The sequence below is a fragment of the Caulobacter sp. KR2-114 genome, from assembly GCF_049446115.1.
Classification (GTDB): domain Bacteria; phylum Pseudomonadota; class Alphaproteobacteria; order Caulobacterales; family Caulobacteraceae; genus Acaudatibacter.
This window is the reverse complement of the sequence record NZ_JBMSEC010000002.1, coordinates 629694-654842: the sequence shown is the minus strand read 5'-3', so window position 1 is coordinate 654842 and position 25149 is coordinate 629694. Positions and strand designations below refer to the sequence as shown.

Genomic DNA, 25149 nt, shown 5'->3' with positions numbered 1-25149 from the left:
CCTTCGTCGCTTGGGCCAATCTTAGCCCTCGCCCCCGGAGGGGGAGAGGGTTGGGTGAGGGGCAGCGCCGCCTGCAGCGCCCTTCAGGAAGAACCCGTCACGCGGGGCCGCCCCTCACCCAACCCTCTCCCCACGATGTGGGGAGAGGGCCAGGGAAGGGGAGGGAACTAGCCTCAGGCGCTTTCCAGCTTCTTGGACCTGGCGGCTTTCGGCTTGGCGGTGGCGTGGGCGGGATGGCGCTCCATCAGCTCCTTCAGGTAGCGCCCGGTCCAGCTGGCCTCGTTGGCCATGATCTGCTCGGGGCTGCCGGTGGCGACGATCTCCCCGCCGCCGTCGCCGCCTTCGGGTCCGAAGTCCAGGATCCAGTCGGCGGTCTTCACCACGTCGAGGTTGTGCTCGATCACCACCACCGTGTTGCCCTGGTCGGCCAGCTCGTGCAGCACCTCCAGCAGCTTGCGGGTGTCCTCGAAGTGCAGGCCGGTGGTCGGCTCGTCGAGGATGTACAGGGTGCGCCCTGTGGCCCGCCGCGACAGCTCCTTGCTGAGCTTGACCCGCTGCGCCTCGCCGCCCGACAGGGTGGTGGCCTGCTGCCCGACCTTCACATAGCCGAGCCCCACGCGCTTGAGCGTCTCCATCTTGTCGCGGATCGGCGGAACGGCCTTGAACATCTCGGCCGCTTCCTCGACCGTCATGTCAAGAACCTGGGCTATACTCTTGCCCTTGAACAGGATTTCCAGGGTCTCACGGTTGTAGCGCTGGCCCTTGCAGACGTCGCAGGTGACGTAGACGTCCGGCAGGAAGTGCATCTCGATCTTGATCAGGCCATCGCCCTGGCAGGCCTCGCAGCGGCCGCCTTTGACGTTGAAGCTGAACCGGCCGGGGCCGTAGCCGCGCGCCTTGGCTTCCGGCAGGCCGGCGAACCAGTCGCGGATCGAGGTGAAGGCGCCGGTATAGGTGGCCGGGTTCGAGCGCGGGGTGCGGCCGATCGGGCTCTGGTCGATGTCGATGACCTTGTCGAAGTTCTCCAGCCCCTCGATCCGCTCGTGCGGGGCGGGGGCGTCGGAGGCGTTGTTCAGCCGCCGGGCGGCCTGCTTGTACAGGGTCTCGATGGTGAAGGTGGACTTGCCGCCGCCCGACACCCCGGTGATGCAGGTAAAGGTGCCCACCGGAATCTCGCCGGTGACGTTCTTCAGGTTGTTGCCGGTGGCGCCGATCACCCGCAGCACCTTCTTCTTGGAGATCGGCCGGCGTTGCTCGGGGATGGCGATCGCGCGCATGCCGGTCAGGTACTGGCCGGTCAGGCTGCGCGGATTGCGCATCACTTCCTCGGGGGTGCCCTCGGCGACGATCTCGCCGCCATGGATGCCAGCGGCCGGGCCCATGTCGATCACATAGTCGGCGGTGAGGATCGCCTCCTCGTCGTGCTCCACCACCAGCACGGAGTTGCCGAGGTCGCGAAGGCCCTTGAGGCTGGTCAGCAGGCGGGTGTTGTCGCGCTGGTGCAGGCCGATCGACGGCTCGTCGAGCACGTACAGCACGCCGGTCAGGCCCGAGCCGATCTGGCTGGCGAGGCGGATGCGCTGACTCTCGCCGCCCGACAGGGTGCCCGAGCCGCGCGACAGATTCAGGTAGTCCAGCCCGACGTCCACCAGGAAGCGCAGCCGGTCGTTGATCTCCTTCAGGATCCGCCGGGCGATCTCCATCTGCTTTTCGGTCAGCTGATCCTCCAGCCCGGCGAACCAGTCGCGCGCCGGACGGATGGCCAGGGTGGAGACCTGCGAGATGTCCTTGCCGGCGATCTTCACCGCCAGCGCCTCGGGCTTCAGGCGGGCGCCGCCGCAGGTGTCGCACGGGGTCTCGGACTGGTAGCGGGCCAGTTCCTCGCGCACCCAGCTGGAGTCGGTCTCGCGCCAGCGGCGCTCAAGGTTCGGCAGCACGCCCTCGAAGGTCTTGTTGACCTCGTACTTGCGGGCGTTGTCGTCGTAGACGAACTTGATCTTGTCGGCGCCGGAGCCGTTCAGCACCACGTCGCGGGCCTTCTCCGGCAGCTTCCACCACGGCTCGTCCATCGAGAAGCCGTAGTGCCGCGAGAGCGCCTGCAGGGTCTGGGTGTAGAGCGGCGAGGGGCCCTTGGCCCAGGGCGACACCGCGCCCTTGTGCAGGCTCTTGTCCTTGTCCGGCACCACCAGGTCGGCCGAGAACTTCAGCTTCATGCCCAGGCCGTCGCAGGCGGGGCAGGCGCCGGCCGGGTTGTTGAACGAGAACAGCCGCGGCTCGATCTCGGCGATGGTGAAGCCGCTGACCGGGCAGGCGAACTTCTCGGAGAAGATCAGCCGCCGAGGCTCGGCCTCGCCCGGCGCAGCCTCCGCCCACTCGGCCACGGCGATGCCGTCGGCCAGGCGCAGCGCGGTCTCCAGGCTGTCGGCGTAGCGGCTCTCCAGCCCGGCCTTGGTCACCAGCCGGTCCACCACCACGTCGATGTCGTGGTTGTAGGTCTTCTCCAGCGCCGGGGCGTCCTCGATCGGATAGAATTCGCCGTCGATCTTCAGCCGCTGGAAGCCGGCCTTCTGCCAGGCGGCGATCTCCTTGCGGTACTCGCCCTTGCGGCGGCGCACGACGGGGGCCAGCAGGTAGAGGCGCGTGCCTTCCGGCAGGGCGGTCAGCTTGTCGACCATCTGGCTGACGGTCTGGCTCTCGATCGGCAGGCCGGTCGCCGGCGAGTACGGGATCCCCACCCGCGCCCACAGGAGGCGCATGTAGTCGTGGATCTCGGTCACCGTGCCCACCGTCGAGCGCGGGTTGCGGCTGGTGGTCTTCTGTTCGATGGAGATCGCCGGCGACAGGCCCTCGATCAGGTCCACGTCCGGCTTGCTCATCAGCTCCAGGAACTGGCGCGCATAGGCCGAGAGGCTCTCGACATAGCGGCGCTGGCCCTCGGCGTAGATGGTGTCGAAGGCGAGGGACGACTTGCCCGATCCCGACAGCCCGGTCAGCACCACCAGCTCGCCGCGCGGAATATCCACGCTGACGTCCTTCAGATTGTGCTCACGCGCGCCGCGCACTCGGATGAAGCGGGATTGGTCGGACATTCTGCTCGCTCGAAACCGGCCCCAGGGATGCGGACCAGCCCCCTAATCTAGTGCGGAGAGTCGGTGGCGCAGCGAGAACGAATATAGAACCTTCGCATCTCGTCGCAAGCGGCAGACTATCGCGCCTGCGCGTCTGAAACTGTCAGCAGCTTGGCGGGGGACGACGATGGCCGCGCGGCGCCCGATCCCGAGGCAGGCTTGACGGCCCGGCGAACAGCGTCGCCTCATGCGCAGGGGATCAGCCGGGGGAACGGGCGATGACCGCACAGGCAGTCGCCGGGCGACCGATATCGGAAGGCCGCACCCAGGCGATCGTCGCGCTGATGGCGCTGGCGGTGTTCATCAACTACGTCGACCGCGGCAACCTGGCCACCGCCGCGCCGCTGATCAAGGACCAGCTGAAACTCAACAACACCCAGGTCGGGCTGCTGCTGTCGGCGTTCTTCTGGGTGTATGCGCCGGGCCAGGTGCTGGCCGGCTGGCTGGCCGAGAAGATCACCGCCTACCGGGCCCTGAGCCTGGGCCTCGGCCTCTGGGCGCTGGCGACCCTGGGCAGCGGCCTGGCGGGATCGTTCGCGGTGCTGCTGGCGCTGCGGCTGCTGCTGGGCCTGGGCGAGGCGGTGGCCTTTCCCTGCAGCTCCAAGGTGCTGGCCGAGTTCCTGCCCAGCCACCGGCTTGGCCACGCCAACGGCCTGATCGGCGCGGGCCTGGCGATCGGCCCGGCGGTGGGCACCCTGCTGGGCGGCCTGCTGATCGCCCGCGCCGGCTGGCGGCCCAGCTTCTTCATCTTCGGCGCCGTCTCGCTGCTGTGGCTGGTCCCCTGGCTGGCCGTCACCGGCGGGGTGGCCCGGCAGGCGCAGGCGCAGCGGTCGGCGCGCGCGCCGTCGTTCGCGGCGATCCTGCGCCAGCCGTCGCTGTGGGGCGCCGCGCTGGGGCATTTCGCGGCCAACTACACCCTGTATTTCGTGATCAGCTGGCTGCCGACCTACCTGGTCAAGGCGCGGGGCTTCTCGGTGGCGCAGATGGCCGGGATCGGCGGCGCGATCTACCTGGTCTACGCCGCCAGCTGTCTGGTGTGCGGCTGGATCTGCGACCGCTGGATGAGGGCCGGCGGCAGCGACACGCGGGTGCGCAAGACCTTCATGGTCACGGGCCACCTGGGCGCGGCGGCCAGCCTGGCGGCCTGCGCCGTGGCGGGGCCGACGGGCGCCCTGGCCAGCCTGCTGGCGGCCGGCCTGTTCTTCGGCATGACCACGCCGAACATCTTCGCCATCGGCCAGACGCTGGCCGGGCCGCGCGCGGCCGGCAAGTGGATGGGGGTGCAGAACGGCCTCGGCAATATCGCCGGCATCGTCGCGCCGCTGCTGACCGGCCTGGTGGTCGACCGCACGGGAAGCTTCGTCTGGCCCTTCGCCATCACCGGCGCCGTCAGCCTGCTGGGGGTGATCGGCTGGGGGCTGGGCGTGGCGCGCGTGGCGCCCGTCGTCTGGCCGGCGCCGAGGGGAGCGCCCGAAGCTTCGCTGTGACCAACGGCCGCAGAGCCGGTTGGCAATTGGGTCATAGGCCACCGGCCATAGCCTTCGTCTTGATGTGCGGAGGGCGAGATGCGCAGGCGCGGCGCGGGCGAGGCATGACGGCGGGCGTTCAGGCGACTTCGGCGGACACGCCGGATTTTGCGCTGGACCGCGTCTGGCTGCGGTTCCGTGATCCCGTGACCGAGGCCGAATTCTCCCGGCGCGCCTTCGCCGACTTCCTGACCTCGATCCGAGCCTACCTGGTGGCCGGCGCGGTGCTGTACTTCAGCTTCGGCATCCTGGACGTGATCGCCGGCGGCTATGCGACCGGCGAGATGCTGGCGATCCGCTATGGCGTGGTCTGCCCGATCCTGTTCGGCATATTTGTCGCCACCTTCCTGCCGTGGTTCCAGCGCTTCGGCCAGCTCGCCCTGTCCACGGCCATGCTGGCGTCGGGCCTGGGCGTGGTGGCGATGACGGCGATCATGCCGCCCCCGTTCAACAGCCAGTACTATGCCGGCGTGATCATGGTGGTGATCTACTGCGGCAGCCTGATCCGCCTGAAGTTCCACTATTCGGTGTTGATCACCCTGTTCCTGGTGGCCAGCTACCAGGTGGCGGCGCTGTGGCTGAACCCGATCCCGCGGCCGCTGCTGATCAGCAACGACTTCTTCCTGTGCATGGCGGCCGGGGTCGGGATGTTCTCGGGCTATGTCCAGGAATTCCACATCCGCAAGGCCTATGTGGGACGCCAGACCGTCGAGGGGGCGCTGCGGGCGGCCGACGCGGCGAACGAGGCCAAGAGCGCCTTCCTGGCGACCATGAGCCACGAGATCCGCACCCCGCTGAACGGCGTGCTGGGCATGGTGCAGGCCCTGCGCGCCGAGCCGCTGACCGGCGGCCAGCAGGCGCAGCTGAAGGTGATCGGCGAATCCGGCGAGATGCTGCTGGCGATCCTCAACGACATCCTGGACCTGTCGAAGATCGAGGCCGGCCGGCTCGAGCTGGAGATGCTGGACTTCGATCTGGACGCCCTGGCCCTGGGCCTGGCGGGCGCGTTCGAACCGCTGGCGGGGGCCAAGGGACTGGCCTTCGAGCTCGTGGTCGAGCCTGGGGCCGGCGGGGCCTGGCGCGGCGACCCGCTGCGTGTGCGCCAGATCCTCTACAACCTGGCCTCCAACGCGGTGAAGTTCACCGCGGCGGGCGGCGTCGGCGTGCGCCTTGCGCCGACCGACGAGGGCCTGCGCATCACCGTCAGCGACACCGGCATCGGCATGAGCCCCGAACAGGTCGATCGCCTGTTCGACAAGTTCGTGCAGGCCGACTCCTCGATGACCCGGCGATTTGGCGGCGCCGGGCTGGGCCTGGCGATCTGCCGCCAGCTCTGCCGCGCCATGGGCGGCCGGATCGAGGTCGAGAGCGCGCCGGGGGCGGGCAGCCGCTTCACCGTCGAACTCCCGCTGGCGCGCGGCCGGCTGGAGCCGCCCGGCGCGGCGGCGGGGGACAGCCAGCCCGTCGAAGGCCGGGCGCTGCGCATCCTGGCCGCCGAGGACAATGCGGTGAACCAGATGGTGCTGAAGACGCTGCTGGCGCAGGCGGGGCTGGAGCCGGTGCTGGTGGCCGACGGCCAGGCGGCGCTCGCGGCGTGGGAGGCCGAGGCCTGGGACCTGATCCTGATGGACGTCCAGATGCCGGTGATGGACGGCCTGGCCGCCACCCGCCGCATCCGCCTGCGCGAGGCCGAGATCGGCCGGCGGCCGGCGCCGATCATCGCCCTGACCGCCAACGCCCTGGACCACCAGGTGCAGGGTTATCGCGAGGCCGGGATGACCGACTTCGTGGCCAAGCCGATCCAGGTGGCGCAACTGTTCGCCGCCATCGCCCGCGCGGTCGAAGCCGGCGCCCAGGCCGACAGCCGCGCGGCCTGACGGGCGGTCCGCGGCCGGCGGCGCCCGCGGCGACACACATCCGACGGTTTACCCCGCCCGCACGGCGACGCTATCGTCGCCGGACTGTCCGTTGGGGGAATGATCTTGCGCAGTCTGGCGATGGTGTTTGCACTGACGGCGGGCCTGGCCGCCGCGACGGCGAGCTTCGCCGCCGCCGCCCCGGCCGCGCCCCGCCGGTTCACCGCCCGGGACATGGCGATGATGGACCGGGTGTCCGATCCGCGCCTGTCGCCTGACGGCCGCTTTCTGGTGTGGGACGTGCGCGCCACCGACTGGAAGGGCAACAAGGGCGAGCACAGCCTGTGGATCCTGGACAGCCGCACGCCGGCCATGGCGCCGCGCAAGCTGGCGGTCTCGGCCAAGGGCGCCTCCAGCCCCCGCTGGTCGGCCGACGGCCGCTACCTCTATTTCCTGTCCAGCCGCACCGGCAGCCAGCAGGTCTGGCGCACCGACAGCGACGGCGCCGAGGCGATCGCCGTGACCAGCCTGCCGCTGGACGTCGCCGCCTACCGCCTCGCCCCCGACGGCAGGAGCCTGGTGGTCGCCGCCGAGGTGTTCCCCGACTGCGCCGACCTGGCCTGCACCCGCGCGCGCCTGGACGAGCGCAAGGCCGGCGGGGTCTCCGGCTCGACCTACGCCCACCTGCCGTTCGTGGTGTGGGACAACTGGCTGGCGGGAACCCAGGCGCACCTGTTCGCCCTGGCGCTGGACGCCAGCGGCGCGGCGTCCACGCCGCCGGTTCCGCTGATGAAGGGCTTCGACGCCGACAGCCCGACGCGGCCGTTCGGCGACGACACCGACTTCGTGTTCGTGGACGGCGGCCGCAGCGTGGTGTTCTCCGCCCTGGCCCCCGGCGACGCCTGGGGCGTCAGCGAGGAGACGCACCTTTACAAGGTCCCCGCGGACGGCTCGGCGGCGCCGGTGATGATCAGCCCGGCGGCCAAGGGCTCCTATTCCAATCCCACCCCGTCGCCGGACGGCCAGCGCCTGGCCTTCATCGGCAAGCAAGGGCAGGGGGGCGAGGACGTGCGCGCCGGGGTCTATGTGCTGGACCTGAAGTCCGGCGCCGTGAAGGAGGCCGATCCCGGCTACGACCGCTCGGCCGACACCCTGGCCTGGGCCCCGGACGGCCGCAGCCTGTACGCCACCGTCGGCGACACGGGCCTGGAGCGTCTGGTCTCCATCGACCCCGCGTCGGGCAAGGTGACGGCGCTCACCGACGTCGGCCACGTGGGCGAGGTCAGCGTCGCCGGCGCGCGGGTGGTGTTCAGCCGCGACAGCCTGGTCTCGGGCGCCCAGCTCTACGACCTGGCCCGGGCCGGGCCGCCGCGCCGGCTGACCGACGCCAACGCCGCCCAGATGGCCGCCACGCCGATGTCGCCCTACGAGGCGTTCAGCTTCCCCGGCTGGAACGGCGAGGCCGTGCACGGCTACGTGGTCAAGCCCTATGGCTTCCAGGAGGGGCGCAAGTACCCGGTCGCCTTCCTGATCCACGGCGGGCCGCACGGCACGTTCGGCGACGCCTGGTCCTATCGCTGGAACCCGCAGGTGTGGGCGGGGATGGGCTATGCGGTGGTGATGGTCGATTTCCACGGCTCGTCCGGCTACGGCGAGGCCTTCGCCCGCTCCATCGTCGAGCACTGGGGCGACCGGCCGCTGGAGGACCTGCAGAAGGGCTGGACGGCGGCGCTGAGCCGCTACCCCTGGCTGGACGGCGACCACGCCTGCGCCCTGGGCGGCTCGTACGGCGGCTACATGATCGCCTGGATCGCCAGCGCCTGGAACGGCCCCTGGAAATGCCTGGTCGACCACGACGGCGTGTTCGACACCCGCTCGATGGCCTATTCCACCGACATCCCCGGCTTCGCCGAACACGAGACCGGCGGCTTTGGCTGGGAGCACGCGGCGCAGTACGAGGCCTTCAACCCGGCCGCGCGCATCGGCGAGTGGAAGACGCCGATCCTGGTGGTGCACGGCGGGCGCGACTACCGCGTGCCGATCGACCAGGGCCTGGGCGCCTTCACCGCCGCCCAGCGCAAGGGTGTACCCAGCCAGCTGCTGTACTTCCCGGACGAGAACCACTGGGTGCTGAAGCCGCAGAACTCGGTGGAATGGTACCGGGTGGTGGGCGGCTGGATGGGCCGCTGGACCGGTAACGCGCCGCCGGCGGGCGCCGATTCCGCCTCCGGAGCGCCCTGAACCTCCCGAAGTCGCCGCGTCCCGTGGGAAGGTGAGGGGCGCTGCCGGCGCCCCTCGGCTCGCGCCGCCTGGCTAGCCGCGGTCGATCCGCGCCGCGAAGCAGCCGTAGGCCGCATTGTGTGCATGCAGATAGGCCACGTCGGCCTGCCCGAGGCCCCGTTCGATCGCCGCCTCCAGATCCGCGCCGGCGGCCACCAGCTCGGCCCCCAGCAGCATCCCGTCCGGTGCGAAGGCGCGCAGCGCCACCGCCCGGTCCTTCAGCACCGGCGGCAGCTCGCCGGCGAACCGCCGCACCGTTCCGGCCTGCTCCAGCGCGCCCTCGCGCACATAGATCGCATAGTCCGACCGGTACGGCGTGTCGGCGTCCTGATGCCGATAGTTCACCAGCAGCAACGCCTCGCCCGCCGGCGCGTCCTCGAGCGTGATCCGGCACGGATAGCGCCCCTCCGCCCCGGCGATCACCCGCCGCGCCTGCCGCGTCGCCAGGGCGGCGTCGTCGAGCCCGGCCAGCCCCTGAAACGGCTCCGCCGGCAGCCCCGAAACCACATACGACATGATGCAACCTCCATTTCCGATGAGGGCATCATCGGCGCGGCGGCGGCGCCGCGCCCACCCGGTTCTTGCGGGGAGGTGGGGTGTCTGCAGTGGGCTCCTTGCGGTCCTTGGGAGCTTCTGCTTCCGGGCCCCCTTGGCGTCCCGAACCAGGCCGAAACATGCGGTCAAGGCTCAATGGCGGAACCTGACTCTTCCCCGAAACTGGAAAGGTCTGCTTTGCGGCCGCACGCGAAGCTTCGCCGGCACGCCACAAGTCACTGACCGCAGGGCAAATCCGCCTTCTCTGCTGGCGTCCAGCAGTGGTCGAGGAAGACGCAAACCTGACAGCAGGTCCTGCTGTCGATCGGATCGATCAGGCATTTGCCCGCCCGGCGGTCCTGGACAACCTGATGCGCGCAGTGGTGCCGCTGGGTGTCGATGAAGAAAGCGCGCAGCTCCACCGAGCGAACGCTGACAGCGGATTGCCCGATCGCATCCGCGCCGCAGTCGGCCCAGGTGTGGAAGCGGCAGTCCGCAACTCGCGGCTCTTCGAGCAGAAAATGGGAAGAGTCGCCTGTTGCGACGAGCCAATGGTTCGCTGCGGCGAGGTCACCGACGAACGTCTTCGCCATGGCGTCGCTCGGAAAGCCGGGAAAGGTCGCCAGAGGCGGGATTGGCAGCGCCCCGCCGACCTCATGGGCGCACGCGGCGAGAAGCGCGGTGCTTCTTGCATCGATCGTGTGCAGGTGCGCGGTAAGGCTTTCACCCCCCGCGTCGTCGCGCTCGTAGTCCAGATCCACGGGCGTGTCGTTGTCGATGACCGTGTAGATGACGTCGTCCTTGCGGATCACGAAGGTCGCCGGATAAATCGAGATGCGCGGGCGGGGCGCGAAGAGGCTGCTGGCGGCCTTGTGATTGTAGTGAACATGCACGCCTCGAAAGGCGCCCGCGACATCCGCCAGCTCGACGAACTGCCGAAGCTGCGTGGGGCGCAAGGGGATCGGGGCGTCTTGCGTCAGCGATGAGCGATGGAGAAGCTTGAATATCTCCCCCGCCTGGGCAGTGAACTCCTCGCGCCGATAGACGGCGATGTCGTCGGGAACCGCCACGCCGAGAAAGGTCTCGCCCGGACGCTTGAACACCACCAGCCATTCGCCGCTGATGATCATCGCCCTCGGAAGGTCGTGTCCGTATTGCTCTTTGAGGGTGCGGACATAGCCTTCGACCTGGCGAAGATATTTGTGCCATTCGGCGATTGCAGGCGAGGTGTCTTCGGATTTTCCATCCCGCACATGTTGGATAGCAGCCACGATTAGGTCGGCTTCGCTTTCGAACGCGCCCCCCGCGCGCGCTGAGACGAAGGGTTTGTCCCAGGCTTTCGCTTCGACCAACAGCAGCGGCTTGCCCGCGATATCGACGACGCCGACGTAGTCCATGAACTTCGTGGTGGCGTCTTGGAGACGAGCCTCCTCCAACACGTTGCCGCCGGCCCCGCGCTTCCAGCCGAGATGGCCTAACAGCTCATCGACGAAGAGCAGGCGCGTATCGTGTTCATGCGGGCGTCGCTCGGGATCGGCTTCCGCATAAGGATCGCGGTTGGGCTTCGCCAACGCGTGGTCGATCGCCTCCAGCAGATCGCCGAGGCCTTGTTTGAACAGGTTGAGCAGCGTGGCCCGGTTCACTGGATGAGTTCGGGCAGTCGATAGAGCAGACGGCGCGCCGCCGGCCATCCCGCTTCCAGAAAAGTCTCCAGGCAATCGACGAGCGCGGCTCGGCGATCGGCATCCTCGAAGATTTCCTTGTGGTCGGCGAGGAAGACACCGACCAGCTTGACGAGCAGATCGACGCCGAGTGACTCGTACTGATAGCCCGACTTGCGGCCGGCCCGCAGGGAGCTGGCCGCCAGATCGAAGGCGCCGGCGGGGTCCACGTCCACCAGCCGCTCGACGAGTTGCAGCAGGTAATAGGTGGTGTGGGGCGTCGCGTAGGTGCCGATCCGTTTGAGTAGATCGGCGTTCTCACGGAAGAACACGTCGAGGCCAGCATGGCCGTGCTCAGGATGGCTATCCCGCTTGCCGGCCGCTTCGCCGGTCGCGAAGTACATTTCGTTGCCGGCGATGTCGATCAGGTGGGCGCACTCACGCGCCTCTTTGGTCTGGGCGTCATCTAGGTTGGGCGCGGCCATGTGCACCGCGAGGCGGGCGTTCGCAGCATCCACGATGGCGGACACTAGCGCTTGAGACCTCTGTCGAAGACCCGCGTCCTTGTCGGCGTCGTCGCCAATTCCGGCCACGACCGCGCTGCGCAAAGTCGTGAGAATTGTCCGCGCTTCGTCGGGGTGCTCCCACGGCGCTGCAAGCCAGCCATCAAGGACCGCTTTGGCTTCCCGCGACTGATAGGTGACCCAAAGGACGCTCAGCTTGTCGGCGATGGCTTTGTGTACGCGACGCGCCCGGTCTGATCCGGCGGGCTCACGGTGCAGCAGCGCCAGCAGCAGGGTCACCGTCCGCGGCTGCTCCGAATGGATCAATCGCGAGACCAGGTTGCCGAGCACTTGCTCGATGACTGTCAGATTTTGCTCGTTGGCCAGCACCTGCGTGATGAGCTGCCAGAAGTGCTCACGGTCGATGTCCCAGATGCGCCCGATCCGCACGGCGGCGTTCAGCCGAACCGCCGGGTGTGGGTCGGTCAGCAGGGGCTCAGCCAACGGATAGATGACGGGGTAGAGATCAGGGCGCTGATAGACGAGATCGAACGCGGCCTCGGCGGCCTCGACCCGTGCTGCTGGGCCGCCCCAGGAGGCGGACTCCTCGAACCGCTCCTCCGTGGTGTCGTCGATTTCCGGGTTTTCGGATTGAGCAGCGATCGTCCACAGTTCGAGGAACAGGGCGTCCTGATCCGGGGTAGGCGCGGGATTGGTAGCGAGCAGCTTGCGCGACACGATGACATGACAGCCCTGACCGATGATCGCCTCGGCGTGCCGCCGCAAACCGGCGTCGGGCGCATCCGCGGCCAGCGCCGTCCGGATGGCGACAAGACGGGCGAGCGCCTCCGTTAAAGAGGCCGTGGGCGTTTCGTCGGAACCGGGCTCCAGGCGCAACTGGGTCTTGGCAGCATTGAGCGCGGCGACGACCGGAGCGTTTTCCGGCGCTGTGCGATCGAGGTTCTCGATCCAGTGGAAGTCATCCGCGGCGCCGACGCTGGAGTGGATGACAAAAAGGCGCTCATTGTCGGCGGCTACATCCTGCGCCTTGGCGTCGACGATCTCGCGAGCGTCGCCGGTCGCCAAATTGTCCCGGCCAATCGCGGTGAAGACGCGCTCCAAGAAGCCCCGGCGAGCGTCGTCGCGGTAGGTGAAGCGCTCGAAGTCGAAGCCTAGCGCTGCACGCTCAAAGGCTTCCCGTTCCTCTAGGGACCGGCGTCCGAAGCCAGCGGCGACCACATCGACAGCGTCCTTTCGGGTGTCGGGAAGGACGAGGAACGGCTCGCTCGCCGCGAAAGGCCAGAGCTGGTCAATGAGGCTGTCACCACGCTCGACGGCGCACAGGAACATTCGGGACCAGAAGATCGCCGATGCAGCTTCCTCGATCAGGAGATCGGTCAGGTTGGCGGCGTCGGGCTCCGGCGCGTCCCGAAGCCGGGTCCGAAGCTTCGACACCAAGCTTCCCGCATCCCGGTCATACTGATCGTCTGGGTCATGCGCCCAGATGTAGCTGCGATCCTCCCGCAGGCGGATCGCGCGTTCGTTGACGTCGAGCTGAATGTCGAGCGCGTCCTCGCTAACGGGATGCTCGCGGCCAACGTAGCCTTCGACTGCGGCGACGACCGCTTTCACAGCGGCGCGCGGTTGGCGCTCAAGGAACTGCGGCAGATACTCGCCGAGGGACCACCGCGCCATGCCGTAGTCCTGGCGCGCGTTGGAGGTCAGGTTGAGAATCTGGCTCTGGCCGAGCCGCGTCTGCCGATCCGCGGTCACCTCATAGTCGAAGACAACACGGTAGATGTCGGTGACGAACTCCGGATCGGCCACGCCGACGGCGGCGATCTTGTAACAGACCGTTGGCACTTCCTCGTGGCCGAACTCGTCCAGCCGCTCGCGGGTGAAGAGCTGCGTAAGGAGCGCCCGGGAAGCCGCAACGTCCGTGGCGTAGGTGTCGATCACAAAGCCGATCGCCGACCGAACGGTGAAGCCGGCCTCCTGTTGAACCAAGCCGTGGGCCAGAAGCGCGCGCGCCGCTTCGCCCAGCATCGGGGTGAGGGGCCCGTCCTTGATACGTTCGATCAGATTGTGCAGCAGGAAGCGGAGCGTCCCGGCGACTGGCCCGGGATTGGTAGCCATCCGCGCCGCTAGGTAGGCCCAAGGTTCGAGGAGAACGCCCTTCTCGTCTTCGAGCCGCACGACCAAGGCGCCGCTGACATGCGACAGGGTCTTTGGGGCGGTGTCGTCGCCGGAGATCGCCAGGTCGCCTAGCCAAAGGCAGTCCTCAGCAGCAGCCGGAAACTCGGCGCCAAGCCGGCCGGCCGTGCTGCGGATGATCGGGTCGCCGTCTTCGTCATTGATTAGGTGGCCGAGCGCGATCCAGAAACGGGCGTGGTCAGTCTCGGTCTCCCAAATCTCCCGCAGCACAAACCCCAACGCTGGCGAGAGCATCAGGCCGAGGGCTTCAGCCTTGCTGAACCGGTAGGCCCCACTGACGACGTCGCTTGGCTCGAACGCCAAGCGTGCCGCGGCATAGTCGAAGAGTAGGTGGTGGCGGAATTGCACCCAGCGGTCGCCGTCAACGACGACAAGGACACCCTCCTTGCAGAGAGTGTCGATCGTAGCCGGATCGTTGCCCGCCGCTTGCACCGCCGGGGCGCGAAGCGCTCTCGCCTGAACCATGAGCTGCACCACGCGGGTCAGGCTGGTCCTGGCCGGCAGCCCGTGGCCGCCGACGCGATGTTCCCAATAGAGGCGCAGCAGATCGGCTTGAGACGACACCAGGTCGAGGCCGCCAACGGCGCCGCCGGTGACTAGTTCGCTGAGCAGGCGCGTGTTGAAAGGCACCATCGCCAGATCGCGCAGGCGGGCAGGCGCTTCCGCGAGACAGGCGGCTAGCGCAGGCGCCTGACGGAGGAGTTGGTCGAACTCCGCCTCCGACCAGGGCGGCACCTGGATGTGCCGGACGCCAGCAAACGTCGGGTCGGCCAGCGAACGCTCCGGCGGCGTACCTTTGAACAAGGCGCGGAACTGCTGCCCCATGCGCAGGTCAAAGTTGCGGATCGAGGCGACGACGTTCCAACGCCCCTTCAGCTCCAGGACCCGTTCGATGAGCGATCGAAACACACCTTCCCCGCGACCGCCTCGGGTCGCGTCCAGAGCGTCCACGACGAGGTAGGCTGGGTCGGTGCCGTCCCATGCCTCCAGCACCTCCAACAGCGGGCGCTTCAGTCCCAGCTCAAGCGAAAGACCTTCCAAGCTCTCGACCGAGTACCGATCAACGGCAAGTTCCAGCACGTCGGCACCGGACGCGCTCAGGGTCTTCGCCAAGGCGTTCAGTACGCCGCTCTTGCCGGCCCCGGGTTCGCCGATGATGAGCAACGGGCCGCTGCGCACAGCGGCTTCGACAGCGGGCTGGCAGTCGCGTTGGAGGGTGAGCGGCGCGCCGCTACCGACCTCGATTTTCTCGTAAGCGCCGAGCGCGTCAGAGATGCGTTTGGAGTGCCGTTTCAGAGCCTCGATGTCGTCGCGATATTCCGGCGCCGCGCCAAGAGCGATGCCGTTGCCTGCCAGGAGATTCCGCCAGGTGGCCAGATCACCACCTCCACGCTCCTTCATCAGCCGGCCGCTAAGATCGGTCAGCGCGGTGAAAGCGGCGCTGGCGTCGAAGTCTGCTCCGAAAGCCTTGACCAGCGATCCCCCAGCCAAGGCCGGGCCGCGCGCTCCATCGAACACAAAGACCATCACCAATTTGGACAGGTCTGCGAGCAGTACGTCGTCGAGGGGGGCCTTGGTGATGCTCCTCCAGGCCCGCTCGACGAGGGTGGTGAACACCTCATAGGCCCTTTGCTGAGCTTGATTCAGCGCGCCGCCACCTGGCTGCGAGGCGAGGCGCAGGGCCGCCGGCAGGTCATCTCTAACCTGGGCCGAGGCCTGCGGGCTCACGGCGAGCACGAGGCGGTCGCGGGCAGGGTCGAGGGGGCGGTTCCACCCCATCGAGCCATCACCCTGGTTCGACACGAGCCAGTGCCGCACGAACTGAGCTACTGTCTTGCCGAGCGGCGAGCCGACGTCATCGCTCAGGGTCGCCGTCGTCTTCGCCTGGATGGCAACGAACCCGCCATCACTCGTCTTGACCAGCAGATCATCGATCGGCGCTTCGGTCTCGAAACGCACCCATTCCGGGGTCGCGGCGCCAAGCTGAAAGCTCTCGTCGAACCGGTCGCCTGCCAAAATCCATGACGAGATTAGAGCTCCGAGCTGCTGCTCGAAACGAATGCCAGCGCTCGTTGCGGCCCCACCTCCGCCGACGCGGTCGGTTTGGGGCTTGTTGGGCGGCCTATCGGACAAGGTTGGCTTTCAATGCTAAGCTTGAGCGGGGGCTGTTGATATCGGCGTTCGCCGCGCTAACCACAACCTTAAGGCTATCGGTCATCCGGGCCTAGCTGGGCAGCGCCTTTGAATGTCGGATTTCCCCGCCGGTCTCAATGTCTCTTCATGGCGCATCCCCGCCAGAAGGGGGAGGGCATAGATGACGGCCGACCTATGCCCCCCGGACGCCACGGCCCCTGTCCGCCCGCCCTAAGCCGGCTCATCGTTCGGGGGCGGCGCGCCCGCTACCCACCGCGCTTCGCCCTCCGCGGATGGATCGTGTCGCCGCGGGCCAGCATGGCGACCAGCTCGGCGATCTTGGCCGACCGCCTTTCCGGGGTCCTGGCCTGCTGCACGCGGTAGAGGATCGCGAAGCGGTTGGCGGCGTCGAGGGCGTCGAACAGGGCGCGGGCGGCGGGGGCGGCGTCGAGCGCGGCGTCGAGGTCGGCGGGCGGGGCAGCCTGGCTCTGGGCGGCGTAGGCGGCGTCCCAGCGTCCGTCGGCCTTGGCCTGGTCGACCTGGGCGCGCCCCGCCGGGCGCAGGCGGCCGGCCGCCTCCAGCCGCTCGACCCGCTGGCAATTGATCTGCGACCAGGCGCTTCGGGGCCGACGGGGGGTGAAGCGGGTCTTGAAGAAGTGGGCGTCCACGCTGCCCAGCTGGCCGTCGACCCAGCCGAAGGCCAGGGCGCAGTCGATCGCCTCCGACTTGCTCACCGTCGTCTCCGGCGCGCCCTTTCGGGCGAACCGCAGCCAGGCGCCGGCCGAGGCCTCGCCCTGCGTCTCCAGCCACCGCTCCAGCGACTCGACATCGGCAAACGTCAGAAGCGGGAGCTCCGCCTTGGGCATCCGTCTCTCCCTGGGGCTGTTGGGCGGGTGGAAGGACCGACGCCCTGATTGACCCTCTTTGCGGACCGGCGCCAAGGGGGCCGGCGGATCGCAGCCTCCCTGACCCCACGGCGCCATATCGCCGCCGCGCCGGGGGCGCCACAATCGGGGCCAGCGGAAGGGAAGGGGACCCAAATGGCCGGCGCCGACGAGATCATCCTGCACCACTACGACACCTCACCTTTTTCCGAGAAGGTGCGGATCATGCTGGGGATCAAGGGCCTGGCCTGGCGTTCGGTGATCCAGCCGACGATCATGCCCAAGCCGCAGCTGACGCCGCTGACCGGCGGCTATCGCCGCGCGCCGGTGCTGCAGATCGGCGCCGACATCTTCTGCGACAGCCAGGTGATCCTGGCCGAGCTGGAACGGCGCGCGCCGGGAGCGAAGGCGTCGGGCCACGGGCCGGACTATGCGGTCAACCTGTGGGCCGACCGGCTGTTCTTCGGCGTGACCGTGCCGATCATCTTCGCCGAGATCGGCGACAACGTGCCCAAGGCCTTCATCGAGGATCGCGAGAAGCTGTCGGGCCGGCCGTTCGACGTGAAGGCCATGCGCGCCGCCGCCCAGACCATGCGCGGCCAGTGGCGCGCCCAGGCGGGGTGGATCGAGCGGGCGCTGGAGGCCAGCGGCGGTTTCCTCGGCGGCGACGGGCCGAACGTGGCCGACGTCTCGGCCTACATGAACGTCTGGTGGCTGAGCGCGGCCGCGCCGCAGGTCGCCGAACAACTGCTGGCGGGCCTGGACCGGGTGAAGGCCTGGCGCGCGCGCATGGCGGCCATCGGCCACGGCCAGCGCACGGAGATGACGCCGGAGGAGGCCCTGGAGATCGCCCGCACCGCCGAGCCCAACGTCGCCCTGGCGCATGACGAGGGCGACCCCCTGAGCCTGGCCCCCGGCGCGGCGGTGACGGTGATGGCCGACGACTACGCCCGCGACCCGATCAGCGGCGTGCTGGTGGCCTCCAGCCACGAACGGCTGACCCTGGCGCGCGACGAGCCGGGCCTGGGCCGGCTGCACGCCCACTTCCCGCGGGCCGGCTATGTGGTGATCCCCTCCAGTACGCCCTGAGGCGCGGCATGCTTGGGGGCCGTGAACCGGCTTGCGCGCCGCGCCGGCGGCGCCTAGGTTCAAGGCCAACGCCAAGGGAGGCCTCGATGGAACGCGCGAACGAAACCCGCTTCGCCCAGCCCGTTTCCTTCGCCAAGGCCCTCCATGCCCAGTCCCCTCTCCGGCGCCTTCGTCACCCTGGACGGCGTCTGCGCCCGCAGCCCTGACGGCCGCGCCCTCTTCGACAACCTGACCCTCAGCCTGGGCGCGGAGCGCACCGGGCTGGTCGGCCGCAACGGCGTGGGCAAGACCACCCTGGTGCGGCTGATCCTCGGCGAACTGGAGCCCGCCGCCGGGGCGGTGACGGTCAGCGGCCGGCTCGCCGTGCTGCGCCAGGCCCTGGCCCCGCCGCCGGGTGCGCGGCTGGAAGACCTGCTCGGGGTCGGCGACGGCCTGGCGCGGCTCGCGCGGATCGAGCGCGGCGACCCGCGGGAGGACGACCTCGAGGCCGCCGACTGGCTGCTGCCCGCACGCCTGGCCGAGGCGCTGGACAGTCTGGGACTGGCGGACGTTCCCCTGGACCGGCCGGCGAGCGCCCTCAGCGGCGGGCAGGCGACACGCGCGGCCCTGGCGGCGCTGCTGATCGCCGAGCCGGACTTGTTGATCATGGACGAGCCGACCAACAATCTCGACGCCGAGGGGCGGGCGGCGGTGGCGGCGCTGCTGGCCGGCTGGCGGGGCGGGGCGCTGGTGGTCAGCCACGATCGGGCGTTGCTGCGCGGCATGGACCGGATCGTCGAGCTGTCGAGCCTGGGCGCGCGGGTCTACGGCGGCGGCTACGACCTCTACGCCGACCGCAAGGCCGAGGAACTGGCCGCCGCCGCGCGCGATCTCGACGAGGCGGAGCGGGCGGTCGCCCGGGTCGGCCGCGAGGCGCAGCAGGCCCGCGAGCGGCAGGCGCGGCGCGACGCCGCCGGCCAGCGCGCCCGCGCCCGGTCCGACGCGCCGAAGATGCTGCTGGATTTCCGGGCCGAGCGCGCCGAACGCACCGGCGGGCGCCAGGCGCGGCTCGCCGAGCGCCAGCGCAGCGACGCCGCCGAGGTGCTGGAAGCGGCCCAGGCGAGGGTCGAGCGTCTGCGCGCCCTGGGCTTCACCCTGCCGCCGTCGGGGCTGGCCGAGGGCAAGCTGGTGCTGGCCTTCGAGGACGTCGGCTTGCGCTGGCCGGACGGCGCGGCGGTGCTGGAGGGGGTCTCGTTCCGGCTCACCGGCCCGCGGCGGATCGCCGTCGGCGGCCCCAACGGCGCCGGCAAGTCCACCCTGCTGCGGCTGGCGACGGGCGCGCTGGAGCCGACGGCCGGGCGGATCGTGCGCGGCGTTCCCGCGGCGCTGCTGGACCAGCAGGCCGCGGCCCTGCGGCCCGACGAAACTGTGCTGGACGCCTTCCTGCGGCTCAATCCGGGGGCAACGGCGAACAGCGCCCACGCGGCGCTGGCGCGGTTCCTGTTCCGCAACACGGCGGCGCAGAAGCGGGTGGGGAGCCTGAGTGGCGGCGAACGGCTGCGCGCCGCCCTGGCCTGCGCCCTGATGGGTGAGACGCCGCCAAGGCTGGTGATCCTCGACGAGCCCACCAACCACCTGGACCTGGACGCCGTGGCGGCGGTCGAGGCGGCGCTGGACGCCTATGACGGCGCCCTGCTGGTGGTCAGCCACGATCCCGACTTCCTGGACGCCATCGGCGTGGATCAGATGCTGTGGCTGGGCCCAGACCCGGATCAGGGCGCCTCGGGCGCTCAGGGGTAGGGAGTCGCGACCCGCGCAGGACGGGCCGGCGTCAGGGGAGTGCGGGCGCGAGCGGGGGCGCCTCGCTGGGGAGGCGTCGGCCCACGACCCGGAAGGTGGCGTGCGCCCGCGCGCAGGGGCGGCCGTCGGCGGTGACCGTGGCGTCGGTGAAGCACAGGGTGGACCCGGCCCGCACCAGGCGGGGCGACACCTCAAGCCACTCGCCCATGCGGCCGGAGTCGAGGAAGTCCACCGCCAGCGAGACGGTCACCAGGCTGGCGTCGTCCGCCAGCTGCTCGGCGCAGGTCAGGCCCATGGCGTTGTCGGCGAGAGCGCTGATCAGCCCGCCGTGGGCGAAGCCCCGGCCGTTGGTATGCGGCCGGTCGATCCACAGGCCGAGCGCTACGGCGCCCTCGGCGCGCCGGCTGTAGAGCGGCGCCCAGGCGTCGGTGACGGGGCTGCGGCGGAAGTGGGGCTCAAAGCCGGGTGGCGGCGCTGGATCGGCCATGTCAGGTCCCTCGCGGATGGCGGACGCGGCCAGTAAGCGTCCGCGATCGGCGAGAGTCAAACGTGCGTTTGAAACAATTGTATGAAGGGATCAGGCCTGGCGGTCGAGGGCGATGGCGGTGCCTTGCGCCTGCGAGGCCTTGGCGCCCGGGCCATAGCCGGTCCCGGTCAGGCGGGTGGCGGCCACCTCGTGCGCAACCGCCTTCACCAGGCCCTCGGTCACGGTCTTGGAAGCCAGCACCGCGCGCCCGTGCCGGGCCAGCACCGCCTCGAACGCCTCGGTCGAGCGCACCAGCTGCTGGCGCAGGGCCGGCGAGGCCGACGACACCAGGGCCGGCTGCAGCCGCACCTCGGCCGACTCGCGGCGGTAGACGTTGGCCATCCTGCCGACGCCCTCCATCGAGGCGGCGGCGTCCTGCGGGCGATGCGCCTCGAACGCCTTGCACTGCTGGGCCAGGGCGGAGGTGAGCTGGTCGGTGAGGACGATCAGCGCCTCGACCCGGGCGTTGGCGGGGTTGCTGTCCTGGCTCATGTCACGCACTCAGCCCCTGGAGTTTCAACATTTCCTTCTCGACCGTCTGCGCCAGGCCGATGCCGCCGCGCTTGACGGTCTGCTTGGCCATGGCGTCGGTCAGGAACGACTTCCACATCTCCTCGCCCTGGCCGCCGCCGTAGGGATTGTCGGCGCCCACATCCTTGAACATCTGCTGGAACATGATGTTCAGGAACGAGGACTCGAAGTCCTTGGCGGTCTTGTCGATCTTGCCGCGCTTGGCCAGGTCGGCGGCGCTGGCTGCGGTGGCGGCGCCGCTGGTCAGGTCGACGGGAACGGAGACGGCGGCGTCCATCACATCACCTCGATGTCGGCTTGCAGGGCGCCCGCGGCCTTGATGGCCTGCAGGATGGAGATCATGTCGCGCGGGGTGACGCCGAGGGCGTTCAGCCCCGACACCAGGCTGGCCAGCGAGGCGCCGTCGCGCAGAGTGATCAGCTTCTTGCCCTTCTCCTCGTCCACCTTGATCGCCGACTGCGGGGTGACCGTGGTCTGGCCCTGGCTGAACGGCGCGGGCTGGCTGACCTTGGGCGTCTCCTGCACCGAGATGGTCAGGTTGCCCTGGGCGATGGCCACCGTGGAGACCCGCACCGCATCGCCCATCACCACCACGCCGGAGACCTCGTCGATCACCACCTTGGCCGGCGCATCGGGAGTGACGGTCAGGTTCTCCACCGCGGTGACGAAGCTGACCATGTCCTGGCCCTCGGGCGGGCGGATGGTGACGATCGTGGGGTTGGTCTCCACGGCCGTGCCCGGGTAGGCGGCGTTGATCGCGTCGGCGATGCGATGCGAGGTCGTGAAGTCGGGATTGCGCAGCGTCAGGCGAAGCGAGCTCATGCTCGCCAGCTGGAAGCCGGTTTCCTTCTCCACGATCGCCCCGGCGGCGATGCGGCCGGCCGTGGGCACGCCCTTGGTCACCGAGGAGCCCGAGGCGCCGCCGGCGGAGACGGCGCCGGTCTGCACCGTGCCCTGGGCCACCGCATAGGCCTGGCCGTCGGCGCCCAGCAGGGTGGAGACCAGCAGGGTGCCGCCCAGCAGGCTCTTGGCGTCGCCCATGGCCGAGACGGTGGCGTCGATCTGCGAGCCGTTGGCGGCGAAGGCGGGCAGGCGGGCCGTGACCATCACCGCGGCGATGTTCTTGGTGTTCAGCGTGGCGGAGACGTCGCGGGTGTTGACGCCCAGGCGCTCCATCATCGCCACCAGGCTCTGCTGGGTGAAGGCGGCGTTGCGCAGGGAGTCCCCGGTGCCGTTGAGGCCGACCACCAGGCCGTATCCCACCAGCATGTTGTCGCGCACGCCCTCGAACTCGACGATGTCCTTGATCCGCGAGGCGGCCGACGCGGGCCCGGCCCCGAGGCCGAAGGCCACCATCGCCGCCAGAACCAATCCGAAAATCCTACTGCGCATGAGACCTTACCGTCGCCCCCAGGTTCGGGCGCGGCCATGCGAGAACGGCGCCAACCTGGATGGTCACGAAACGTCAATGAAAACAGGCAATTGTCGCCTCGCGGTTCGGCGACTTGGCGCTGTCGGCAGAATTTGCCCGGCATTAACCATACCGCAATCGGCTCAGCTCACTTTGGGGGCATGGGAGTTCGGATATGAAGGTTTCCGGTCCATCCGGCGCCAGTTCGGCCAGCGGTCCGCGGGGCGCCAAGCCCGCTGCGGCGGCGGGCGGATTTGCGCCGATCGTCAGCGGGGGCGGCGCGTCGGACGTGGCGCGCACCTCGGCCGCGGCCGGAGTTGGCGCGGTGGCCTCGCTCGAGGCGCTGATGGCCCTGCAGGATATCGGCGGGCCGCTGGAACGTCGCCGGCGCGCGACGGCGCGTGGCGGACGCCTGCTGGACGCCCTGGAAGACCTGAAGATCGGCCTGCTGGACGGCGCCCTGCCCAAGGGCGCCGTGGAGCGACTGGCGCGCGAGGCGCGCGAGCAGCGGGCCATGACGGATGATCCGGGTCTCGACGCCATCCTCGGCGAGATCGAGATGCGGGCGGAGGTCGAGCTGGCCAAGCTCGAGGTCAATGGCCTGGCGGCCTGACCCGCAGCGAAATCGCACGTCCTTCGGCGGACGAACTGTGTCGGCCAACCGACGGACGAACTTGACTATTCCTGATGCAATCGGCGGCAAAGGCGCGCAGCGAAGCTTGGAACGCGGGGTCGTGAAGCGGCGGCGCGTTGCTCGTAACGGCGTTTTTGCTATAAGCGCGGCTCCCGTACTCAAGACGGGGATTTAAGGGGGTGTGAGGCGTTTATGCACGCAACTTCCGTGTTGTTGAAAGACTCCGAGTATCGTCCAAGTGAGGACGAACCCTTCATGAATGAGCGCCAGGTCGAGTACTTCAAGCAGAAGCTGCTCGACTGGAAAGAAGACATCCTGAAAGAGTCGCGGGAGACGGTGACGCATCTACAGGCAGAGACGGAAAATCATCCTGATCTGGCTGACCGTGCGTCATCCGAAACCGATCGCGCTCTTGAGTTGCGCACGAGAGATCGGCAACGCAAGCTGATCTCCAAGATCGATGAGGCCCTGCGCCGAATCGATGAAGGCAACTACGGCTACTGCGAAGAGACGGGCGAGCCCATCGGCATCGCCCGCCTGGAAGCCCGGCCGATCGCCACCCTGAGCCTCGAAGCCCAGGAGCGGCACGAGCGGCGCGAACGCGTCCATCGCGACGACTGAAATTCTGAACGGCGCCGTCCGGCCTCCAAGGTCCGGGCGGCGCAGTCTTTTTCTGCCGGAAATTCAGAGGCTTTCCGCGGCCCGCCATGCACGGCCGGTGCGGCGACGGCTCCTGTCTGGAACCACGAACCCACACGAACGGCTCCCCCCAATTCCACTCATTCCGGCGAAGGCCGGGACCCAGGCATAAGTCGCCTCCGGCAGGTCTTGACCTAGCGCTTGGCTTGACTCAGTTCCCGGTCGTCGCCGGGATGAGCCGGACGTGGGCAACTGGAAGCCGTTCGTGTGGTTCGTGTGGGTTCGTGGTTTCAATGAAACCGCGCCACCAGCTCAGGTCACGTGTTCCATGCCGGGCGGCGTGGCGAAGGCGTTGGTCGGCATGCTGCGGATGGCCGGCAGCAGCTCCTCGATCTCGGTGACGGCGCGCCAGGTCTCGGCGAACTCCGGCGGGATCAGCCGCTCGTCGATGAACTTCTGGAAGAAGTCGAACAGACCGTCATAGAAGTTGTCCGGGTTGTAGAACACGATCGGCTTGGCGTGCAGCGCCAGGCGCCGCCACGACAACAGCTCGATCACCTCTTCCAGCGTGCCGATGCCGCCGGGCAGGATGGCGAAGGCGTCGGACTCCTCGAACATCATCATCTTCCGCTGGTGCATCGACTGCACGATGATGGTCTCGACGTTGGCCAGCGGCCGCTCGTGCGAGGTCAGGAACTCGGGGATGATCCCCAGCACCCGTCCGCCGGCGTCGTGCGCCGAGCGAGCGGCGGCGCCCATCAGGCCGACGCCGCCCCCGCCGTAGACGAGGCGCAGGCCGTCCTCGGCGATGCGCTGGCCCAGGGTGGCGGCGGCGGCAAGATATTCGGGGCGCGCCGCGTTCGACGAACCGCAATAGACGCACACGGAGTCCAGGCGCCTGGACTGGATGGACATTGTTCGGGGTCTCCAGAAAAAAACAGCGCGCCGCAGCGCGCTTCGTTATGCAACGATCTGACGGGATAATCGGGTGAAAGGTCTGACGATTCAAGTCGTGGCGCGGTCGAGACTTGCTCTGGTGCTGACCATGGCGGCGTTGCTGGCGGGGTGCGGACGGCGCGACGACGCCGGCGCGCTGGCGCACAGCGCCGTCGGCGCGGACGGGGACTATCTGCCGCCCCCGGCGCTGAGCGGGGTCACCCTGTCGCCGGGCAGCCGGCTCAGCCTGACCGGAGACGCCACCCCGGGCCTCACCGTGCGGCTGGCGAGCCCCACCGGCCAGGCCCAGTCCTCGCTTGCCGACGAACGCGGCCAGTGGCGCATCGACGTCGCCGAGGCGGGCGAGCCGCGGCTGTTCGGCCTGTCGATGTCGGACCGCGCCGGCAAGCGCACCGTGCAGGCCCAGGGCTATCTGGCGATCCTGCCGGGGGGACAGGCCGCGCAGCTGCGGGCGGGCGCGGGCGCCCAGGTATTCGGCGCGGCGCTCGGCGGCGTGCGCATCCTGGCGCTGGACTACGACCGGCAGGGCGGCGCCGTGGTCGCCGGCGTCGCCGCGCCCGGGGCCACCATCGGCGTGCGGGTCGATGGCGTGCAGCGCGGCCAGAACACCACCGACGCGGAGGGCCGCTTCGAGGTGTCCCTGAGCGAACCCCTGGCGCGCGGCGAGCACCAGATCGAGGCGTCCGACGGCGAGCATCAGGCCCGCACGGTTGCGCCCGTCTCGCCGGCCCCCACCTTGAGCGGAGGGCCCTATCGCGCCGAGCGGGTGTCGCTGGGCTGGCGGATCGACTGGCTTACGCCCGGAGGCGGCATGCAGAGCACCATCATCATGGACCGACCGGGGGGAGGGGCTTGAGCCTGGCG

General features: G+C 69.3%; 18 protein-coding genes. 8 read left to right on the top strand and 10 right to left on the bottom strand.

The window, feature by feature from the left end; genetic code table 11:
* Window positions 1–173: 173 nt before the first annotated feature.
* Window positions 174–3089: an excinuclease ABC subunit UvrA gene (gene uvrA / locus ACO2Q3_RS09235; protein ID WP_423306271.1), complete on the bottom strand. Its 2916-nt coding sequence runs from the start codon at window positions 3087–3089 to the stop codon at window positions 174–176.
* Window positions 3090–3346: 257 nt separating this feature from the next.
* Between uvrA and ACO2Q3_RS09230 the strand changes: the two genes are divergently transcribed.
* From ACO2Q3_RS09230 to ACO2Q3_RS09220, 3 genes are all read left to right on the top strand, one after another.
* Window positions 3347–4615 carry an MFS transporter gene (locus tag ACO2Q3_RS09230; RefSeq protein ID WP_423306270.1) on the top strand — a complete coding sequence of 423 codons (1269 nt, stop codon included), beginning with the start codon at window positions 3347–3349 and terminating at the stop codon, window positions 4613–4615.
* A 104-nt stretch (window positions 4616–4719) separates the two neighbouring features.
* Window positions 4720–6531 carry an ATP-binding protein gene (locus ACO2Q3_RS09225; RefSeq protein WP_423306269.1) on the top strand — a complete coding sequence of 604 codons (1812 nt, stop codon included), beginning with the start codon at window positions 4720–4722 and terminating at the stop codon, window positions 6529–6531.
* Between the two features lie 99 nt (window positions 6532–6630).
* Complete coding sequence (locus ACO2Q3_RS09220) at window positions 6631–8751, top strand: prolyl oligopeptidase family serine peptidase (protein WP_423306268.1); 2121 nt, start codon at window positions 6631–6633, stop codon at window positions 8749–8751.
* Window positions 8752–8823: 72 nt separating this feature from the next.
* Here the strand turns inward: ACO2Q3_RS09220 and ACO2Q3_RS09215 are convergent, their stop codons facing one another.
* From ACO2Q3_RS09215 to ACO2Q3_RS09200, 4 genes are all read right to left on the bottom strand, one after another.
* Entirely contained in the window at window positions 8824–9306 is a 483-nt protein-coding gene (locus ACO2Q3_RS09215; RefSeq protein WP_423306267.1) for a DUF1203 domain-containing protein, read from the bottom strand.
* A 254-nt stretch (window positions 9307–9560) separates the two neighbouring features.
* Window positions 9561–10967 carry a hypothetical protein gene (locus ACO2Q3_RS09210; protein ID WP_423306266.1) on the bottom strand — a complete coding sequence of 469 codons (1407 nt, stop codon included), beginning with the start codon at window positions 10965–10967 and terminating at the stop codon, window positions 9561–9563.
* Window positions 10964–15835: a hypothetical protein gene (locus tag ACO2Q3_RS09205; protein ID WP_423306265.1), complete on the bottom strand. Its 4872-nt coding sequence runs from the start codon at window positions 15833–15835 to the stop codon at window positions 10964–10966. Before ACO2Q3_RS09205 ends, ACO2Q3_RS09210 begins: the two co-directional genes overlap by 4 nt.
* Window positions 15836–16101: 266 nt before the next feature.
* Window positions 16102–16701, bottom strand: a complete 600-nt coding sequence (locus ACO2Q3_RS09200; protein WP_423306264.1) for a YdeI/OmpD-associated family protein — start codon at window positions 16699–16701, stop codon at window positions 16102–16104.
* Window positions 16702–16875: 174 nt separating this feature from the next.
* Here ACO2Q3_RS09200 and ACO2Q3_RS09195 point away from each other — a divergent pair, with 174 nt between their 5' ends.
* Window positions 16876–17808: a glutathione S-transferase family protein gene (locus tag ACO2Q3_RS09195; RefSeq protein ID WP_423306263.1), complete on the top strand. Its 933-nt coding sequence runs from the start codon at window positions 16876–16878 to the stop codon at window positions 17806–17808.
* A 144-nt stretch (window positions 17809–17952) separates the two neighbouring features.
* Complete coding sequence (locus ACO2Q3_RS09190; RefSeq protein ID WP_423306262.1) at window positions 17953–19587, top strand: ABC-F family ATP-binding cassette domain-containing protein; 1635 nt, start codon at window positions 17953–17955, stop codon at window positions 19585–19587.
* A 31-nt stretch (window positions 19588–19618) separates the two neighbouring features.
* Here ACO2Q3_RS09190 and ACO2Q3_RS09185 read toward each other — a convergent pair whose 3' ends face one another.
* From ACO2Q3_RS09185 to ACO2Q3_RS09170, 4 genes are all read right to left on the bottom strand, one after another.
* Window positions 19619–20074 carry a PaaI family thioesterase gene (locus tag ACO2Q3_RS09185; RefSeq protein WP_423306261.1) on the bottom strand — a complete coding sequence of 152 codons (456 nt, stop codon included), beginning with the start codon at window positions 20072–20074 and terminating at the stop codon, window positions 19619–19621.
* 90 nt (window positions 20075–20164) lie between these two features.
* Window positions 20165–20605 (bottom strand): flagellar basal body protein, encoded by a 441-nt coding sequence (locus ACO2Q3_RS09180; protein ID WP_423306260.1) that lies wholly within the window; start codon window positions 20603–20605, stop codon window positions 20165–20167.
* Between the two features lies 1 nt (window position 20606).
* Window positions 20607–20921 carry a rod-binding protein gene (locus ACO2Q3_RS09175; protein WP_423306259.1) on the bottom strand — a complete coding sequence of 105 codons (315 nt, stop codon included), beginning with the start codon at window positions 20919–20921 and terminating at the stop codon, window positions 20607–20609.
* Window positions 20921–22036, bottom strand: coding sequence for a flagellar basal body P-ring protein FlgI (locus ACO2Q3_RS09170; protein ID WP_423306258.1), 1116 nt, complete (start codon window positions 22034–22036; stop codon window positions 20921–20923). The genes ACO2Q3_RS09175 and ACO2Q3_RS09170 overlap by 1 nt, the downstream gene beginning before the upstream one ends.
* Window positions 22037–22230: 194 nt before the next feature.
* Here ACO2Q3_RS09170 and ACO2Q3_RS09165 point away from each other — a divergent pair, with 194 nt between their 5' ends.
* Window positions 22231–22668 carry a flagellar assembly protein FliX gene (locus tag ACO2Q3_RS09165; protein ID WP_423306257.1) on the top strand — a complete coding sequence of 146 codons (438 nt, stop codon included), beginning with the start codon at window positions 22231–22233 and terminating at the stop codon, window positions 22666–22668.
* Window positions 22669–22881: 213 nt separating this feature from the next.
* Complete coding sequence (gene dksA / locus ACO2Q3_RS09160; RefSeq protein ID WP_423306256.1) at window positions 22882–23310, top strand: RNA polymerase-binding protein DksA; 429 nt, start codon at window positions 22882–22884, stop codon at window positions 23308–23310.
* 330 nt (window positions 23311–23640) lie between these two features.
* Here the strand turns inward: dksA and ACO2Q3_RS09155 are convergent, their stop codons facing one another.
* Window positions 23641–24243, bottom strand: a complete 603-nt coding sequence (locus tag ACO2Q3_RS09155) for a TIGR00730 family Rossman fold protein (RefSeq protein WP_423306255.1) — start codon at window positions 24241–24243, stop codon at window positions 23641–23643.
* A 73-nt stretch (window positions 24244–24316) separates the two neighbouring features.
* On the opposite strand from ACO2Q3_RS09155, the gene ACO2Q3_RS09150 reads away from it, so the two are divergent.
* Complete coding sequence (locus ACO2Q3_RS09150; protein ID WP_423306254.1) at window positions 24317–25141, top strand: hypothetical protein; 825 nt, start codon at window positions 24317–24319, stop codon at window positions 25139–25141.
* Window positions 25142–25149 lie beyond the last annotated feature (8 nt).